At 66.5% G+C, this 15,969-nt stretch carries 13 protein-coding genes; 8 read left to right on the forward strand and 5 right to left on the reverse strand.

Features of this window, described 5'->3' with window-relative positions; genetic code table 11:
• Window positions 1-57: 57 nt before the first annotated feature.
• The 3 genes from AC1RMY_RS21615 to AC1RMY_RS21625 all read right to left on the reverse strand — a co-directional run bounded on the left by AC1RMY_RS21615 (window position 58) and on the right by AC1RMY_RS21625 (window position 3,378).
• Window positions 58-1,551: an amidase gene (locus AC1RMY_RS21615; protein ID WP_492868034.1), complete on the reverse strand. Its 1,494-nt coding sequence runs from the start codon at window positions 1,549-1,551 to the stop codon at window positions 58-60.
• Window positions 1,552-1,694: 143 nt separating this feature from the next.
• Window positions 1,695-2,717, reverse strand: a complete 1,023-nt coding sequence (locus AC1RMY_RS21620) for a nickel/cobalt transporter (RefSeq protein WP_492868035.1) — start codon at window positions 2,715-2,717, stop codon at window positions 1,695-1,697.
• Between the two features lie 7 nt (window positions 2,718-2,724).
• Window positions 2,725-3,378, reverse strand: a complete 654-nt coding sequence (locus AC1RMY_RS21625) for a DUF1007 family protein (protein WP_492868037.1) — start codon at window positions 3,376-3,378, stop codon at window positions 2,725-2,727.
• A gap of 386 nt (window positions 3,379-3,764) precedes the next feature.
• On the opposite strand from AC1RMY_RS21625, the gene AC1RMY_RS21630 reads away from it, so the two are divergent.
• The 8 genes from AC1RMY_RS21630 (at window position 3,765) to AC1RMY_RS21665 (ending at window position 13,511) form a co-directional block, all read left to right on the forward strand.
• Window positions 3,765-4,439, forward strand: coding sequence for a Crp/Fnr family transcriptional regulator (locus tag AC1RMY_RS21630; RefSeq protein WP_492868038.1), 675 nt, complete (start codon window positions 3,765-3,767; stop codon window positions 4,437-4,439).
• Between the two features lie 212 nt (window positions 4,440-4,651).
• Entirely contained in the window at window positions 4,652-6,637 is a 1,986-nt protein-coding gene (locus AC1RMY_RS21635; protein ID WP_492868040.1) for an AMP-dependent synthetase/ligase, read from the forward strand.
• The gene (locus AC1RMY_RS21640; RefSeq protein WP_492868042.1) at window positions 6,634-7,449 is read left to right on the forward strand and encodes an ABC transporter ATP-binding protein; all 816 of its coding nucleotides are present in this window, start codon (window positions 6,634-6,636) and stop codon (window positions 7,447-7,449) included. The genes AC1RMY_RS21635 and AC1RMY_RS21640 overlap by 4 nt, the downstream gene beginning before the upstream one ends.
• Before the next feature lie 340 nt (window positions 7,450-7,789).
• Window positions 7,790-8,704, forward strand: a complete 915-nt coding sequence (locus tag AC1RMY_RS21645; protein ID WP_492868201.1) for a branched-chain amino acid ABC transporter permease — start codon at window positions 7,790-7,792, stop codon at window positions 8,702-8,704.
• A 10-nt stretch (window positions 8,705-8,714) separates the two neighbouring features.
• Window positions 8,715-9,794, forward strand: coding sequence for a branched-chain amino acid ABC transporter permease (locus AC1RMY_RS21650; protein ID WP_492868044.1), 1,080 nt, complete (start codon window positions 8,715-8,717; stop codon window positions 9,792-9,794).
• 115 nt (window positions 9,795-9,909) lie between these two features.
• Window positions 9,910-11,235 carry an ABC transporter substrate-binding protein gene (locus AC1RMY_RS21655; RefSeq protein WP_492868045.1) on the forward strand — a complete coding sequence of 442 codons (1,326 nt, stop codon included), beginning with the start codon at window positions 9,910-9,912 and terminating at the stop codon, window positions 11,233-11,235.
• 149 nt (window positions 11,236-11,384) lie between these two features.
• A complete protein-coding gene (locus AC1RMY_RS21660) occupies window positions 11,385-12,233 on the forward strand; it encodes an ABC transporter ATP-binding protein (RefSeq protein ID WP_492868047.1) in 849 nt (282 codons plus the stop codon).
• A 45-nt stretch (window positions 12,234-12,278) separates the two neighbouring features.
• The gene (locus tag AC1RMY_RS21665) at window positions 12,279-13,511 is read left to right on the forward strand and encodes a phenylacetate--CoA ligase family protein (RefSeq protein ID WP_492868049.1); all 1,233 of its coding nucleotides are present in this window, start codon (window positions 12,279-12,281) and stop codon (window positions 13,509-13,511) included.
• Window positions 13,512-13,697: 186 nt separating this feature from the next.
• On the opposite strand, the gene ung is transcribed toward AC1RMY_RS21665, so the two are convergent.
• Window positions 13,698-14,396, reverse strand: a complete 699-nt coding sequence (gene ung / locus AC1RMY_RS21670) for a uracil-DNA glycosylase (RefSeq protein ID WP_492868050.1) — start codon at window positions 14,394-14,396, stop codon at window positions 13,698-13,700.
• Window positions 14,393-15,913: a bifunctional metallophosphatase/5'-nucleotidase gene (locus tag AC1RMY_RS21675; protein WP_492868051.1), complete on the reverse strand. Its 1,521-nt coding sequence runs from the start codon at window positions 15,911-15,913 to the stop codon at window positions 14,393-14,395. Before AC1RMY_RS21675 ends, ung begins: the two co-directional genes overlap by 4 nt.
• Window positions 15,914-15,969 lie beyond the last annotated feature (56 nt).

Consider the following 15,969-nt stretch of genomic DNA (forward strand, 5'->3'; position numbering starts at 1 on the left):
CTGTCTTGGACGTTTCTGTCGTCCGGGCCTGCGGCCCCTGCGCGCGGCGCAATCGGCTCAGTCGAAGCCCATGAAACCCGGCGTGTCGCTGATGCGCGGCCCGGCCACGAGCTTGGCGATGTCGGGCACGGGCCTCGCGGTCAGCGGATCGCCGGCGAGAGCCTGCTCCAGAGCAGCCGCAACCGCCAGCACCTTGGCGTCGCCGCCGCGCGGCCCGACGATCTGCAGACCGAAGGGCATGCCGTGATCGTCGAGCCCGACGGGCAGCGAGATCGCGGGATGGCCGACCGTCGTCGGCGCATAGGCCAAAGCGAGCCAATGGAAATAGGTCCGGGTCGGCTTGCCGTCGATCTCGGCGGGATAGAGCTCGGACCAGGGGCGCGGGCTCAGCGTGACGGCTGGCGACAGGACGACGTCGTAGTCCTCGAAGAAGCTCTGCCATTTCAGGTAGATCGCGGTCTGCTGCTTCAGGGCGCGGGTGATGTCGAGCGCGCCGTAACGCAGGCCTTCCTCGACATTGGCGCGGACATTGGGGCCGACCAGCTCGGGCGTGTCGCGCACCCGCTCATACATGCCGGCGAGGAAGGAGACCGAGCGCAGCACCTCGAAGGTCTCGTCGGTGCCTGAGCAGTCGGGGGTGGCTTCCTCCGCGGCGGCAAAGAGCGCGGAGAAGGCGCCGACCTTCTGCGCGAAGACCTTGCGGATGTGCTTTTCGGTCGGGGCGAAGCCGAAATCCGGCGTCACCGCGACCTTGAGCGAAGCGAGGTCGATCGCCGCGGGCCGCGCGAAATCCTCGGCACGGCGGACGGTCTTGCCGTGGATCGTGGTCGAGAGCGGATCGGCCGCGTCGTCGCCCACCATGGTCGAGAGCAGCAGGCAGAGATCCGGCACGGTGCGGGCCATGGGGCCGAGCACCGAGAGCGGGTTCCAGCCGAGCGGACGCTTGTCGCTCGGCACCAGCCCCGGCGTCGGCCGGAAGCCGACGATGCCGTTATAGGCGGCAGGGTTGCGCAGCGAGCCGCCGGTGTCGGAGCCGGTCGCGATCGGCACCATGCCCGTCGCCAGCGCAACGCCCGAGCCGCCGGACGAGCCGGCGGCGCATTTCATCGGGTCGAACGGGTTGCCGGTCGCGCCATAGACGGCGTTACGGGTGTTCGCGCCGGCGCCCCATTCGGGCGTGTTGGTCTTGCCGATGACGATCGCGCCGGCGGCGCGGGTCTTGGCGACGATGAGCTGGTCCTCGGCCGGGATATGGTCGGCGTAGAGCTGGCTGCCATAGGTGGTGCGCAGGCCGGCGACGTTCTCCAGATCCTTGACGCCCAGCGGCAGGCCGTGGAGGGCGGGCAGCGGATCGCCGCGCATGGTCGCAGCGTCGGCCGCCTTCGCAGCGGCGCGGGCGCGTTCGTCGTCGCGGGCGACCATGGCGTTGACGGCGGGATCGACGGCATCGATGCGTCGGATGCAGCTTTCGAGCAGTTCGGTGGCGGAAAGCTTCTTGGTGCCGATCAAGGCGCGAGCCTCGACGGCGCTGAGTTCGCAGGGTTCGGTCAAGTGGGTAGGCCTTTCGTTGACGGCCGCGCGACGCAAGAGGCGTGCCTCGATCCGGCGCGGGGCAGTCTAAGCAAAAGGCGGCCGCCGTGAAGTGCCGGCGGCGCGGGCATCGCGCCTGCGCAGTGCGCCTGACGCAGGGAGGCTCAGCTTCCCTGCCCGCTCAGCGCCAGGCCGAGGAAAAGGGCCGCGCCGAGCACGGCGACGAAAGCGGCGGCGAGGAGTTCCAGACCGGCGATGATCCTTGCGGCGCTGAGCGAGGAGCCTCCCGCCAGCCTGAGCGCCGCGAATTTGAAGAAGACGGCGAACGCAGCCAGTGCTCCCGTGGTCAGGGCCGTGCCGAGCGCCATGGCGAAGGTGGCGGTGATGCCGGCCCAGAGCAGACCCTGCGATGCTGCGAAGACCAGGATGATGAGGGCGCCGGCGCAGGGGCGCAGACCGGCCGCAACGACGACGCCGGCCATTTCGCGCCAGTTCCGCAAGCCAGCGATCTCGTCCGGACCTGGCATATGGACATGGTCGCAGGAGGCGTCATGCACCTGCGCGCCATGGCCCAGCGCCAGCAATGCGCCGGCCTTGCGCCAGAGCACGAAGGCGCCGACGAGTGCGACCAGGGCGAAGCTCGCGCGCTCGACGATGTCGGTGGCGACGGCCATCGTCTGGGCGGTCTGGCGCAGCAGGATCGTCAGTGTGCCGACCAGCGCGATCGCGACCAGCGCCTGCAGAATGGCGGCGGCGAAGCTCAAGGCGAGCCCACGCCGCAGGCTGCGGTCGTCCGCGACGATGTAGCCGGAAATCACCGCCTTGCCGTGGCCGGGGCCGGCGGCATGGAAGACGCCATAGCCGAAGGCGAGGCCGAGCAGGCCCCAGAGCGCGGCGGGATTCGCGGTCACCGCCTTCAGGGTCGCTGTCAGCTCGCGGTAAAAGGCCGATTGCCAGGCGAGGATCATTCCGGCGATGCCGGTCGTCGCGGGTGCGGCTTCGCGCGGCAGCGGAACGCCGAAGGGGTTGCGCGGCGGTGGGGGCGGTGGCGGGCTCCAGGCGGCGATCGCGGCAGCAAGGAGCGCGAAACCGCCGGCCACGACGGCGATAGCGAGCGCCATGATGATCAGCCGGCGCGACAATGCGGGCCAGGGCATCATGGCGTTACGCGGCGCGCTCAGCGACATCTTCAGCTCAAGGACATGCGACGAGCGCGCGGGTCGTCACCTGCAGCCCGCTGGTGTCGGGGGTGGCGGTGACGTCCTCCTGCGCCAGCTTCTGCTGGATGGTGGGATCGAGCTTGGGCGGGCGGGCGACGCGCACGATACAACCCTTCGGGGCGTCGCGCGTGATCACGGCGTCGGGCGCATCGACGATGTCGAAGGCGACGAAATAGCTGGGGTCGCCGATCTCGATGCCGAAGGAGCGGTTGGCATGGGCCGGCACCTTGAGCGGCAGCGTGTAGGTCAAGGTCAGGGTCTTGTTCTCGAAGACGAGGCCGGCCTCGGCGGGTGTCCCGAATTCCTGCGTCTTGCCATTGGCCTTGGCCGTAGTGAAGAAGCCGACATCGGGCAGGGATTCGACATTGACCTTGGCGAGCTCGGCGAGTTCGTCCGGGGTCAGCTTGCCGTCGCCGTTCTTGTCGAGGCCCTGCGTGATATAGGCCGAATAGGCCTCGTCGAAACTCCAGATGTGCTTCAGCGCCCGCACCGTGCCGTCCGGCGCGTAGAGGATCTCGGCGCGGGCGGTTACGAAGACATGCGGGTGCGCGGCGGCCGGCGCTGAAAAACCCGCGAGGCCGAGGCAGCCGGCGAGCCCGAGCAGAGCGTGACGGACGAGCCGCTGCATGGAGACAGACATCCTTTGCATGTATCGAAGCTGATGCGACGTGGTTAACGGATGGTGAACCAAGCCGTCCCGGTGCGCCATCGGGCGGCCCTGCGTCGCCCGAAAACGAGGCCAAATCGCGGCGTGAGCCGGCGCGTTGCAATGCCAGGGCGAAGCGGCACCGTCGTGCTGGCCCTTGTGGCGAGCATCCACGTCGCGAATTCAGGTTTCGTCGGAGGAAGACGTGGATGGTGGGGACAAGCCCGACCATGACGGTAAGGTGCGGCAGGCCACCGCGTCGCCGGCTTCAGGCTAACCGTCGGCAAAAGTCGCTCTTGCCCCGGCAGCCCGGCATGGTGTCCTCTCACTTCCGCCGCACGGCCCCGCCAATTGGTAATGAGCAGCTTGTGATCTCGCCCGAGGAATTGCGACGCATCGCCGCCTGGTCACGAGGCCTGACCGAGGAGGAGTTCGAAGAGGCCCGGCGCGGCATCTCGTTCAGGAGCTATGGCAAGGGCGCCAATATCTGCCATGTCGGCGATCGGATGGAGGCCTGGACCGGGGTCGCCGAAGGCTTGGTCAAGATGTCGACGACCTCGAAGACCGGCAAATCGGCGACGCTCGCCGGGATGCGCGCCGGCGCCTGGTTCGGCGAGGGGACGGTCATCAAGGGCGAGCTACGCCGCTACGAGTTGGTGGCGCTGCGCGAGACGAAGCTCGCGCTGATGCGGCGTTCGACCTTTCTGTGGCTGTTCGAGCATTCGGCTGCGTTCAACCGCTTCCTCGTCCACCAGTTCAACGAGCGCCTCGCCCAGTTCATCGCACTCGCCGAAACCGAGCGCACGCTCGACTCGACCGGGCGGCTGGCGCGCAACCTGGCCTGGCTGTTTAACCCGACGCTCTATCCCGATGAGGGCCGCACGCTCGAGGTCAGCCAGGAGGAACTCGGCCTGCTCGCCGGCATGTCGCGCCAGATCGCCAATCAGGGGCTGCAAAAGCTCGCCGATCTCGGCCTGCTCGAGATCGGGCATGGCAGCGTGACGATCCTCGATGTCGAGAGGCTGGCGCGCTACGAGGGATGACAGCGAGGGCCGCAGGGCACGATCACGATTCGGTGCGACATTCCGCCAAGCACACCTCCGCAAGACGATAGTCGTCAAAAGGCGAATTGTCTGTCAAGCCCACCCTTGCAAAGCTCATGCGTGGCTGCGAGGCTTGCATCAACGACAAGGGCCGAATGGCCCGAACGAAGGCCGGTGCGATGTACGCCGGCCGCTCAGGGTGGAGACGGACGATGGCAAGCGGAAGCGCCGGCCAGGCGGATACCTTTCCGAGGTTGCTGCTGCGCAATGCACGAGAGCGGGGAGACCGCGTGGCGTTCCGCCACAAGGACCTCGGCATCTGGCAATCCTGGAACTGGGCGGAGGTCGCGGAGCAGATCCGCAGCTTCGCACGCGGTCTGCAGAAGCTCGGGCTGAAGCGCGGCGAGAAGGTCGCGATCATCGGCTACAACCGTCCGCGCCTGTATTGGTCGATGGCGGCGGCGCAGTGGCTCGGCGCCGTGCCGGTGCCCGTCTATGCCGACAGCGTCGCCGACGAGATGGCCTATGTGCTGGATCATGCCGAGGCGGTCTTCGCCGTGGTGCAGGACCAGGAGCAGGTCGACAAGATCCTCTCGATTGCCGAGCGCCTGCCGAAGCTCCGCCACATGCTCTATGACGAGCCGCGGGGCCTACGCGACTACGACCACGGCAAGCTGCATGCGATCGACGAGGTCATCGCCACCGGCCGGAAGGACCTCGCAACGGATCCCGGCGCCGCGGCTGCGCTGGAGCGTGAGATGGAGGCGGGCCAAGGTTCCGATCTCGGCATCATCCTCTACACCTCGGGCACGACCGGCCGGCCCAAGGGCGTCATGCTCAGCCACTACAACGTCATCACGGCCGCCGAGATCGGCTGCCAGTTCGACGGGCTGAACGAGAGCGACGAGATCATCGCCTATCTGCCGATCGCCTGGGTCGGTGACCATGTCTTCTCCTATGCGCAGGCGATCGTCGCGGGCTTCTGCGTCAATTGCCCCGAGGGGCCGGAGACGGTGATCGACGATCGGCGCGAGGTCGGCACGACCTACGCCTTCGCCCCGCCGCGCGTCTTCGAGACCATGCTGACGCTGACCATGGTCCGCATGGAGGATGCCGGCGCGCTGAAGCGGAAGATGTTCCACTACTTCCTCGGCGTGGCGAAGAAATACGGCGAGAAGATCCTGAACGGCGAGAGCGTCCCGCTCGGCGGGCGGCTGCTCTACATGCTCGGTGACGTGCTGGTCTACGGACCCTTGCGCAACCGTTTCGGCCTGACCAACATCAAGGTCGGCTACACCGCCGGCGAGGCGATCGGGCCCGAGCTCTTCCGGTTCTACCGCTCGATCGGCGTCAACCTGAAGCAGCTCTACGGTCAGACCGAAGCCGGCGTCTACATCACGATGCAGCCGAACGGCGAGATCAGGGCCGATACGGTCGGGCGCCCGGCGCCGCTGGTCGAGATCCGGATCGACGACAATGGCGAGGTGCTCTACCGCTCGCCCTCGATTTTCGGCGGCTATTACAAGGACCCCGAGAAGACCGCCGAGACGATGACGGCCGACGGCTATGTCCGCTCCGGCGATGCCGGCTTCTTCGACGAGGAGGGCCACCTCAAGATCATCGACCGCGCCAAGGATGTCGGCAAGCTCAACAACGGCGACTTGTTCCCGCCGAAATACATCGAGAACAAGCTGAAGTTCTATCCGAACATCAAGGAGGTCGTGGCCTTCGGGCAGGGTCGCGACTTCGCGACGGTGGCGATCAACATCGACCTGACGGCCGTAGGCAACTGGGCCGAGCGCAACAACGTCGTCTATGCCTCCTACCAGGAGCTCGCCGGGCACGATCTCGTCTACGACATGATCGCTGGCCATGTCGACGAGGTGAACCGTTCGCTCGCCGCCGAGCCCCTGATGGGCGGGGCGCAGATCAAGCGCTTTCTGATCCTGCACAAGGAACTCGACGCCGATGACGGCGAGCTGACGCGGACCCAGAAGGTCCGGCGCGGCTTCATCGCCGAACGCTACGCGCCGCTGGTGAACGCCCTCTATGACGGCTCGGACGCCGCCGACATCTCGACCGAAGTCACCTTCGAGGACGGCCGCAAGGGCGTGATCTCGGCGCGCGTCAAAGTGCGCGACGCCAAGACCTATCCAGTGAACGCGCCCGAGCGCCCGATTCCAGCGAGGGCGGCATGAACGCGGAACCGATGAACGTGACCGGCGAGCCGATCCGCGAGAAGGGCGAGGTGCTGCTCGCCGTCCAGAACGTCTCGCTGCGCTTCGGCGGCGTGAAGGCGATCTCGGACGTCTCCTTCGACATCCGCAAGGGCGAGGTGCGGGCCATCATCGGACCCAACGGAGCCGGCAAGACCTCGATGCTGAACTGCATCAACGGCTTCTACCAGCCGCAGGAAGGCCAGATCACCTTCAAGGGTGAGCGCCGTCACAAGATGAGGCCGCATCGCGCCGCTGCCGCCGGCATCGCCCGGACCTTCCAGAACGTCGCGCTGTTCAAGGGCATGTCGACGCTCGACAACATCATGACCGGGCGCACCCTCAAGATGAAGCGCGGTTTCTTCTGGCAGGCGCTGCGCCATGGCCCGGCGATGAACGAGGAGATCGAGCATCGCAAGGTCGTCGAGGACATCATCGACTTCCTGCAGATCGAGCACATCCGCAAGCTGCCGGTGGGCAAGCTGCCCTATGGCCTGCAGAAGCGCGTCGAGCTCGGCCGGGCGCTGGCGATGGAGCCGGAACTGCTTTTGCTCGACGAGCCGATGGCCGGCATGAACCTCGAGGAAAAAGAGGACATGTGCCGCTTCATCCTCGACGTGAACCAGCAGTTCGGCACGACGATCGCCCTGATCGAGCACGATATGGGCGTGGTCATGGACCTCTCTGACCGCGTCGTCGTGCTCGAATACGGCCGCAAGATCGCCGACGGCACGCCCAGCGAGGTGAAGGCCGACCAGAAGGTGATCGATGCCTATCTGGGAGTGGCGCATTGATGGCGACCCTCCCATTCCCGCGTACCTTGCAAATGCCCGCCGTCATTCCGGGCGCAGCGCAGCGGAGACCGGGAATCCATCCGAGAGCGCTGGCGCCCTTCGATGGATTCCGGATCGGCGCGGCTTCGCCGCTTGTCCGGAATGACGCTGGGGGCTTCATTCCAGGTGAGGGCTTTCAGCCATGAGCGACGTCGCCGTGCGGCCCGTGCCGAACCTCCTCGCCAACGGCTGGATCAAGGCCGGGCTGATCCTCGCCGCCATCGTCGTCGCAGCGACCCTCGGCGCGCGGCTCGACGGCTCAGGTACGCTCCACAAGATCTTCATCGATCCGTTCGACCAGATGGTCGCCGCCCCCGATCTCCTCGCCCAGACGGTCTGGGAAGGGCTGGTTTCGGGCGTGCTCTACGCGCTGATCGCGCTCGGCTTCGTGCTGATCTTCAAGGCGTCCGGCGTCTTCAACTTCGCCCAGGGCATCATGGTGGTGTTCGCGGCGCTGACGCTGGTCGGGCTCTACGAAAAGGGTGTGCCGGCCTTCCTGGCGGTGATCCTGACGCTGGGCGTGATGTTCCTGCTGGCGGTGGCGATCGAGCGCGTGGTCTTAAGGCCGCTGGTCAACCAGCCCGACATCATCCTGTTCATGGCGACCTTCGGCATCACCTATTTCCTGATCGGGTTCGGCGAATCCGTTTTCGGCGGCAACCCGAAGCAGATGATCGCCGACCAGCTCTGGCTGCCGAAGGGCGCCGTCGACCTGAAGATCCTCGGCGGGCTCGTCTCCCTGCAGAAGATCGACATTGCGGCGGCCATCATCGCCTCGGTGATGATCGCGGTGCTCGCGGCCTTCTTCCAGTACACCCGCATCGGGCGGGCGCTGCGCGCGGTCGCCGACAGCCACAAGGCGGCGCTCTCGGTCGGCATCTCGCTGAACCAGATCTGGGTCATCGTCTGGTTCACCGCAGGCATCGTCGCGCTGATCACCGGCATCATGTGGGGGGCGCGCTCGGACGTCTCCTTCGCGCTCGAGATCGTCGCCCTGAAGGCGCTGCCCGTGCTGATCCTCGGCGGCTTCACCTCGATTCCCGGCGCGATCATCGGCGGGTTGATCATCGGCATCGGCGAGAAGATGGGCGAGTTCTACTGGGGACCGCTGGTCGGCGGCGGCATCGAGAGCTGGCTGGCCTATTTCATCGCGCTGGGCTTCCTGCTGTTCCGGCCGCAGGGTCTGTTCGGCGACAAGATCATCGAGCGGATTTGAGGGCCGGGACATGTTCTACCGCGAGGCCGGCCAGTTCAAATCCACCTACCAGGCCGACATGGCAGTGTTCCCGATCCGGCAGGACCGGATCGGCATCGCCGTGATCCTGCTGATCGCTTTCATCGGCATCCCACTGATCGGCAACGACTTCTTCATCACCTCGGTGATGATCCCCTTCCTCGTCTTCTCGCTGGCGGCGATCGGGCTCAACATCCTGACCGGCTATACCGGGCTGATCTCGCTGGGCACGGCTGCCTTCATGGGGGTCGGCGCCTATGCCTGCTACAAGATGACGACGGCCTTCCCCGGCGTGAACATCATCGTGCTGATCCTGGTATCGGGCCTGTTCTCGGCAGCGATCGGCGTGCTGTTCGGCCTGCCGTCGCTGCGCATCAAGGGCTTCTATCTCGCGGTCGCGACGCTGGCCGCGCAGTTCTTCCTGCAATGGGCCTTCGTGCGCGTGCCCTGGCTGTTCAACTACAACGCCTCGGGCGCGATCGAGGTGCCGCAGCGCCTGCTGTTCGGCATTCCCGTGACAGGCGCCTCGGCCGCGCCTGAGACACGCTATTTCGTCTGCCTGTGCCTGGTCATCGTGATGACCTGGTTCGCCTCGAACCTCGTCCACGGCAAGATCGGCCGCTCCTGGATGGCGGTGCGCGACATGGACATCGCGGCCGAACTGATGGGCATCAAGCTGCTCAACGCCAAGCTGCTCGCCTTCGCGGTCTCGTCCTTCTATGCCGGCGTCGCCGGGGCGATGATGATCTTCCTCTGGTATGGCGGCGGCGAAGCCAACGATGTCTTCACCATCCGCCTCTCCTTCAACATCCTGTTCATGGTCATCATCGGGGGGCTCGGCTCGCTGATCGGCTCCTTCTTCGGCGCGGCCTTCATTGCCAGCCTGCCGACGATCATGAAATTCGGCTTGCCCGCGCTGGGCGTGCCGATGTCGGGCGCCACCGCCGAACATGTCACCTTCATGCTGGTCGGCGCGCTGATCATCATCTTCCTGATCGTCGAGCCGCATGGTCTGGCGCGGCTCTGGCAGATCGGGAAGCAGAAATTGCGGACGTGGCCGTTTCCCTATTGAGGCTAGGGGAACGCGCCCAAGAAACGATCCGCGTCAGCCTTCAAGGACGCGGACAAGAGCAGACCGGAGGGGCCTTGACGCCACCACCGGGGGAAACGAACGGAGGATGACACCCATGAAGACAAGCCATCTGATGAAGGGCGCGGCTCTCGGGGCACTGCTCGCAGCGGCGAGCGTTCCGGCGAACGCGCAGGACTCGATCTATGTCGCCAACAACGCCTATCGCACCGGCCCGTTCTCGGGCTCCGGCACGCCGATCGGCGACGGCATGCGCGACTATTTCGCGATGATCAACGAGCGTGACGGCGGCATTGGCGGCGTCAAGATCGTCTTCGAGGAATGCGAGACCGGCTATGACACCAAGAAGTCGATCGAGTGCTACGAGCAGGCCAAGTCGAAGAACACGGTGATCTACTCGCCGTGGTCGACGGGCGCGACGCTCGCCGCGATCCCGCGCGCCCATATCGACAAGATCCCGATCCTGTCGATGGCCTATGGCCTCTCGGCCTCGGCCGACGGCAACACCTTCCCGTGGGTGTTCAATCCGCCGCTGACCTATTGGGACGGCGCCTCGATCATGGTCCGCCACATGGCCAACGAGCTCGGCGGCATGGACAAGCTCAAGGGCAAGAAGCTCGGCCTGATCCATCTCGACGCACCCTTCGGCAAGGAGCCGATCCCGGTGCTCGAGAACCTTGCCAAGAAGTACGGCTTCGAGGTCAAGCTCTACCCCGTCGCGGCCGCCGACATGCAGAACCAGGGTTCGCTCTGGCTCTCGATCCGCCGCGACCGGCCTGATTTCCTCTACAATCAGGGCTGGGGCGCGATGAACCCGACCGCGGTCAAGGAGGCGATCAAGAACAACTTCCCGATCAACAAGCTGGTCGGCGTCTGGTGGGCTGGCGGCGATGACGACGCCCGCGCAGGCGGTGCCGAGGCGAAGGGTTACAAGTCGCTCAACTTCCATCAGGCCGGAGCGAACTTCCCCGTCATCCAGGACATCATCAAGCATGTCGTGGACAAGGGGAAGAGCCTGGCGCCGAAGGAGAAGGTCGGCGAGAACCTCTACAATCGCGGCGTCTACAACTCGATGCTGGTCGCCGAGGCGATCCGCAACGCGCAGACGATCAGCGGCAAGAAGGTCGTCACCGGCGAGGACGTCCGGCGTGGTCTCGAGACGCTCAACATCACCGATGCGCGGCTCAAGGAGCTTGGCATGGAGGGCTTCGCCGCGCCGGTGAAGGTCGCCTGCGGCGATCACAACGGCCACCACAAGGCCTTTGTCGCCGAGTGGGACGGCACGAAATGGACCAAGAAGGGCGACTGGCTCGATCCGCTGAAGGACGAGGTCCGGCCGCTGATCGAAGCCAACGCCAAGGACTATGCCGATAAGGCCGGCAACTGGCCGAAGCGGACGGAAGCCTGCGAGAAGTCGTCGTGATCTGACCCTTCTCCCCTCGGGGGAGAAGGTGTCTGCGAAGCAGACGGATGAGGGAAGTCTCGCACTCCCCTCATCCGTCCTTCCCTCATCCGACCCGGCTGACGCCGGGCCACCTTCTCCCCCCGGAGGGGAGAAGGAAGGAGCGCGAGATGTCCACCGCAACACTCGACCAGCCGACCGCCACCACGCCTGCCAGCGACAACATCCTGTCGCTGAACAACATCGAGGTGATCTACGATCACGTCATCCTCGTGCTCAAGGGCGTCTCGCTGCACGTTCCCCGCAAGGGCATCGTCGCGATCCTCGGCGCCAACGGGGCCGGCAAGACGACGACGCTGAAGGCTATCTCGAACCTGCTCAAGGCCGAGCGCGGCGAGGTCACCAAGGGCTCGATCGTGTTCGAGGGCGAGCGCGTCGACAAGATGTCGCCGAACGAGCTGGTCCGGCGCGGCTGCATCCAGGTCATGGAAGGCCGGCACTGCTTCGGCCATCTCTCGATCGAGGAGAACCTGCTGACCGGCGCCTTCACCCGCCGGGACGGCAATGCCGCGATCAAGCGCGATCTCGAAAAGATCTACGAACTCTTCCCGCGGTTGAAGCAGCGCCGCAATTCGCAGGCCGGCTACACCTCGGGCGGCGAGCAGCAGATGTGCGCGGTCGGCCGCGCCATGATGTCGAAGCCGAAGATGATCCTGCTCGACGAGCCCTCGATGGGGCTGGCACCGCAGATCGTCGAGGAGATCTTCGAGATCGTCCGCAGGCTCAATGCGGAGGAGGGCGTGTCCTTCCTCGTCGCCGAGCAGAACACCAACATGGCCCTGCGCTACGCGACCTATGGCTACATCATGGAAACCGGCCGCGTGGTGATGGACGGCGAGGCGAAGATGCTGCGCGAGAACGAGGATGTGAAGGAGTTCTATCTCGGCGTCGCCGAGGGCAACAAGAAGTCGTTCCGCGAGGTCAAGAGCTATAAGCGCCGCAAGCGGTGGCTGTCGTGATGCCCGAGCGCAACGACGTGAATGCGTGATCCGAGGACGAGACCGATGACCGAGCATCACGACGCTCTCGAGACCCGCTCGCCGGATGCCCGCGAGGCCGATCTCTTCGCGAGGCTGCCGGCGGTGCTCGCCGCCGCGCTGAAGACTCCCGCCTATGCCGGGCGGCTGGCCGGGATCGATCCGGCCGAGATCACCGACCGCAACGCGCTTTCGACCTTGCCGGTGCTGCGCAAGGCCGATCTGCCGGCCCTGCAGAAGCAGGCTCTGCCCTTCGGCGGCTTCGTTCCGGGCGAGCCCGGGGCCTTCGGACGGCTCTTCACCTCGCCCGGGCCGATCTTCGAGCCCGAAGGCACGGATGCCGATCCCTGGGGCGCGGCGCGCGGCCTGTTCGCGGCGGGCTTCCGGGCCGGCGACATCGTGCTCAACACCTTCGGCTACCATCTGACGCCCGGCGGCTTCATCATGGATTCGGGCGCGCGCGCGCTCGGCTGCGCGGTGATTCCGGCCGGGCCGGGCAATACCGAGCAGCAGATGGAGGTGATTTCCGCCTATCGGCCGAGCGCCTATGCCGGTACGCCCGATTTCCTGAAGATCCTGATCGAGGCGGCCGAGAGCCGCGGCGTCGACATCTCCTGCATCAAGCGGGCGGTGGTGTCGGGCGCGGCCTTCCCGCCTTCGCTGCAGGCCTGGGTGCGCGAGCGCGGCGTCGATGCCTATCAGCTCTATGCCACCGCCGATGTCGGCATCATCGCCTATGAGACATCTGCCCGCGAGGGCATGGTCCTGAACGAGAACCTGATCGTCGAGATCGTCCGGCCGGGCACCGGCGATCCGGTGGAGCAGGGCGAGGTCGGCGAGATCGTCGTCACCAATCTCGACCCGCATCACCCGCAGATCCGCCTCGCGGTCGGCGATCTCACGGCGGTGATGGCCGGCGCCAGCGCCTGCGGGCGGACCAATGCCCGCATCCGCGGCTGGATGGGCCGCGCCGACCAGACCGCCAAGATCAAGGGCATGTTCGTGCGACCCGAGCAGGTCGCGGAGATCGCGAGGCGCCATAGCGAGATCCACAAGCTCAGGCTCGTGGTCGGCCGTGCCGACGAGGTCGATACGATGACGCTGAAGGCGGAGATCTATGCCGAGCCGGCCGGGCTGGTCGATGCCGTGTCGGCCAGCCTGCAGCAGATCACCAAGCTGCGCGGCGCCGTCGAGATACTGCCGCTGGGGGCCTTGCCGAACGATGGAAAGGTCATCGCCGACGAGCGGCCTGTCGGTTGAAGCTGTCCCGTCAAGAAAAGGCGCGGGGAACCCTCTCCCGGAGGGAGAGGGCAGGGTGAGGGGTAGGCCGTTGGACACCGTAGCCGAGACCTGCCCGCCGCTGCCGTAAGGGCAATACGAACTGGTCTAAGGACCCACACCTCACCCCTGCCCCTCTCCTTACAGGAGAGGGGTTCCCCGCGCCCTTTACCAATCGATCGCCTGCTGCCCCTTCGCCTCTAGCCACGCATTCGCCTTCGAGAACGGTTTTGAGCCGAAGAAGCCGCGCCGCGCCGAGAGCGGCGAGGGATGGGCGCTGGCGAGCACCAGATGGCGGGTCTCGTCGATCAGCGGCCGCTTGGCCTGCGCCGGATTGCCCCAGAGCAGGAAGACGACATGCGGCCGCTCGCGCGAGACCGCGGCGATGATCGCGTCGGTCACGGCGCCCCAGCCCAGCAGCAGATGCGAGCCCGCTTTCGAGGCGCCCTCGCGCACGGTGAGCGCGGTGTTGAGCAAGAGCACGCCCTGCTTCGCCCAAGGCGTCAGGTCGCCGTCGGCGGGCGCGGTGAGGCCGAGATCGTCGCCGCGTTCGCGATGGATGTTTACCAGCGAGCGCGGCAGCGGCGGCGGGCCGACATAGGAGAAGGCGAGGCCGTTGGCGTGGCCCGGCGTCGGATAGGGGTCCTGGCCAAGGATGACGACGCGGACCGTGTCCAGCGGCGTCAGCGCCAGTGCCGCGAAGATGCGCTCGGGCGCGGGCGCGACGACATGGCCGGCCTCGCGTTCGGCATCGACGGCGGCGCAGGCGCGTTCGGCCTGCGCATTGGGTGTGAAGACCGAGAGGTTTCGCCAGCCACCTGGCTGATCGCCCGCGAGAAAGGCGGCGAGCGCCTTCCGACTGCTCACTTCAGGACGGCCCGGCCCTCGACCTTGGCGTCGATCGTGCCCAGCCTGCGCAGATAGACCATGACCTCATTGGCCATCAGCTTGCCGTCGGTGAGGCCGATCAGGGTCTTGCCGCGGGCCAGCGCAGTATAGCCGTCGCCGCCCTCCAGCATGAAGTTGTTCGAGGCGACGGTGTATTTGGCGGCCGGGTCGATGGGCTTGCCGTCGACCGTCACGGCGGTGACGCGCGAGCCCTGTGGCTGCTTCAAATCGGCCTCGAACTTCAGGCCCGAGACGACCGGGAAGCGCCCGGCGCCCTGGGGCGCGTCGCGCAGGCCGTTCTCGAGCGCGTCCTTCACGTCCTTGCCGGTGATCTCGACCATCACGGTGGCGTTGCCGAAGGGCAGTTCGCTCAGCACGTCGCGGCGGGTCAGCTTGTGACCGATCGGGTACTGCTTGTTGGCGCGGATGCCGCCGGCATTGGTGATGGCGAGCTGCGCGCCGGTGGCGGAGCGGATCGCATCGGCGATCAGGTTGCCGATCGCCGCTTCCTGCGTGCGGATGACGCCGGTGCGCGAGTCGAGCGGAGCGGCGAGCACCGCGACGTCGATGTCGAGTTCCTTCGACAGCTCGCCCTCATACCCCTTCACCAGCGCCGCGACCTCGGGGTCGGGCGTGGCGGCGCGCGAATCGTTGACGCGGAAGGTCGGCGTCCAGGAGACCTGCCGTGCGGCGCCCTCGCCGCGCACGCTGACGGCGATGTCGATCGCCGTGACGTAATTGCCCTCCTCGTTCGACTCGACCATCACGACCTTGCCGTCATAGGCGATGGCGAGATCGTGGTCGTGACCAGTGAGCAGGATGTCGACGACGCGCGAGCGCACGATTTCGTTGTCCATGGCGCGGTCGGCATGGACGACGGCGACGAGGATGTCGGCGCCCTGGCTCTTCAGCGCGCGGGCCTCGCGGCGCAGCGCCTCCATGGTCGAGGAAAATTTCAGGTCGCCGGGATTGGAGATCTGCGGCGTCGGGTCATAGGCCGTGCCGATGACGCCGACCTTGAAGCCGCCGAGTTCGAAGATCTGGCTGTCCTTGTGGCCGGGCAGGGGCTGGCCGGCGGCGTCGCGCAGATTGGCCGCAAAGGTCGGATAGGTCTGGGCGGCGGTCAGCTTGAGGTAGTTCTCCTTGCCGAAGTCGAATTCGTGGTTGCCGGGGACGAAGACGTCGAGGCCCATCTTGTTCTGCATCGCGACGATATGGGCGCCCTGGTCGAAGCCCGACATCAGCGAGGGCGAGAAGCAGTCGCCGGCATGGCAGAACAGCACCGGCACGCCCTTGGCTCGTTCGGCCCTGGCGATGCCGGCGGCGCGCGCGAAGCCGCCGCGGCCCTTGTCGTCGCTCATCTTGTAGATGTCGTTGACCAGCAGAAGCGTGAACGCGGGCGCCGGCGTCTGGGCGACGGCGGCCGGCGCGGTCGCGGCGAGCGCGGCCGGCGCGGCGATGACACCCAGGGCGTTGCGGCGGGTCAGCTTGGTCATGGGTGCTTTCCTCGAAGGGCTGGCGGCGATGAGCCTTCGCTGCAATATCGCAGTGT

It is taken from the genome of Allobosea sp. GW822-FHT03F07, assembly GCF_058801345.1.

Coding starts and splice junctions, on each gene's coding strand:
- AC1RMY_RS21650 (WP_492868044.1), top strand. CDS start 8,715: ATGTTCTACCGCGAGGCCGGCCAGTTCAAATCCACCTACCAGGCCGAC.
- AC1RMY_RS21635 (WP_492868040.1), top strand. CDS start 4,652: ATGGCAAGCGGAAGCGCCGGCCAGGCGGATACCTTTCCGAGGTTGCTG.
- AC1RMY_RS21645 (WP_492868201.1), top strand. CDS start 7,790: ATGGTCGCCGCCCCCGATCTCCTCGCCCAGACGGTCTGGGAAGGGCTG.
- AC1RMY_RS21675 (WP_492868051.1), bottom strand. CDS start 15,913: ATGACCAAGCTGACCCGCCGCAACGCCCTGGGTGTCATCGCCGCGCCG.
- AC1RMY_RS21660 (WP_492868047.1), top strand. CDS start 11,385: ATGTCCACCGCAACACTCGACCAGCCGACCGCCACCACGCCTGCCAGC.
- AC1RMY_RS21665 (WP_492868049.1), top strand. CDS start 12,279: ATGACCGAGCATCACGACGCTCTCGAGACCCGCTCGCCGGATGCCCGC.
- AC1RMY_RS21620 (WP_492868035.1), bottom strand. CDS start 2,717: ATGTCGCTGAGCGCGCCGCGTAACGCCATGATGCCCTGGCCCGCATTG.
- AC1RMY_RS21655 (WP_492868045.1), top strand. CDS start 9,910: ATGAAGACAAGCCATCTGATGAAGGGCGCGGCTCTCGGGGCACTGCTC.
- AC1RMY_RS21625 (WP_492868037.1), bottom strand. CDS start 3,378: ATGCAGCGGCTCGTCCGTCACGCTCTGCTCGGGCTCGCCGGCTGCCTC.
- AC1RMY_RS21640 (WP_492868042.1), top strand. CDS start 6,634: ATGAACGCGGAACCGATGAACGTGACCGGCGAGCCGATCCGCGAGAAG.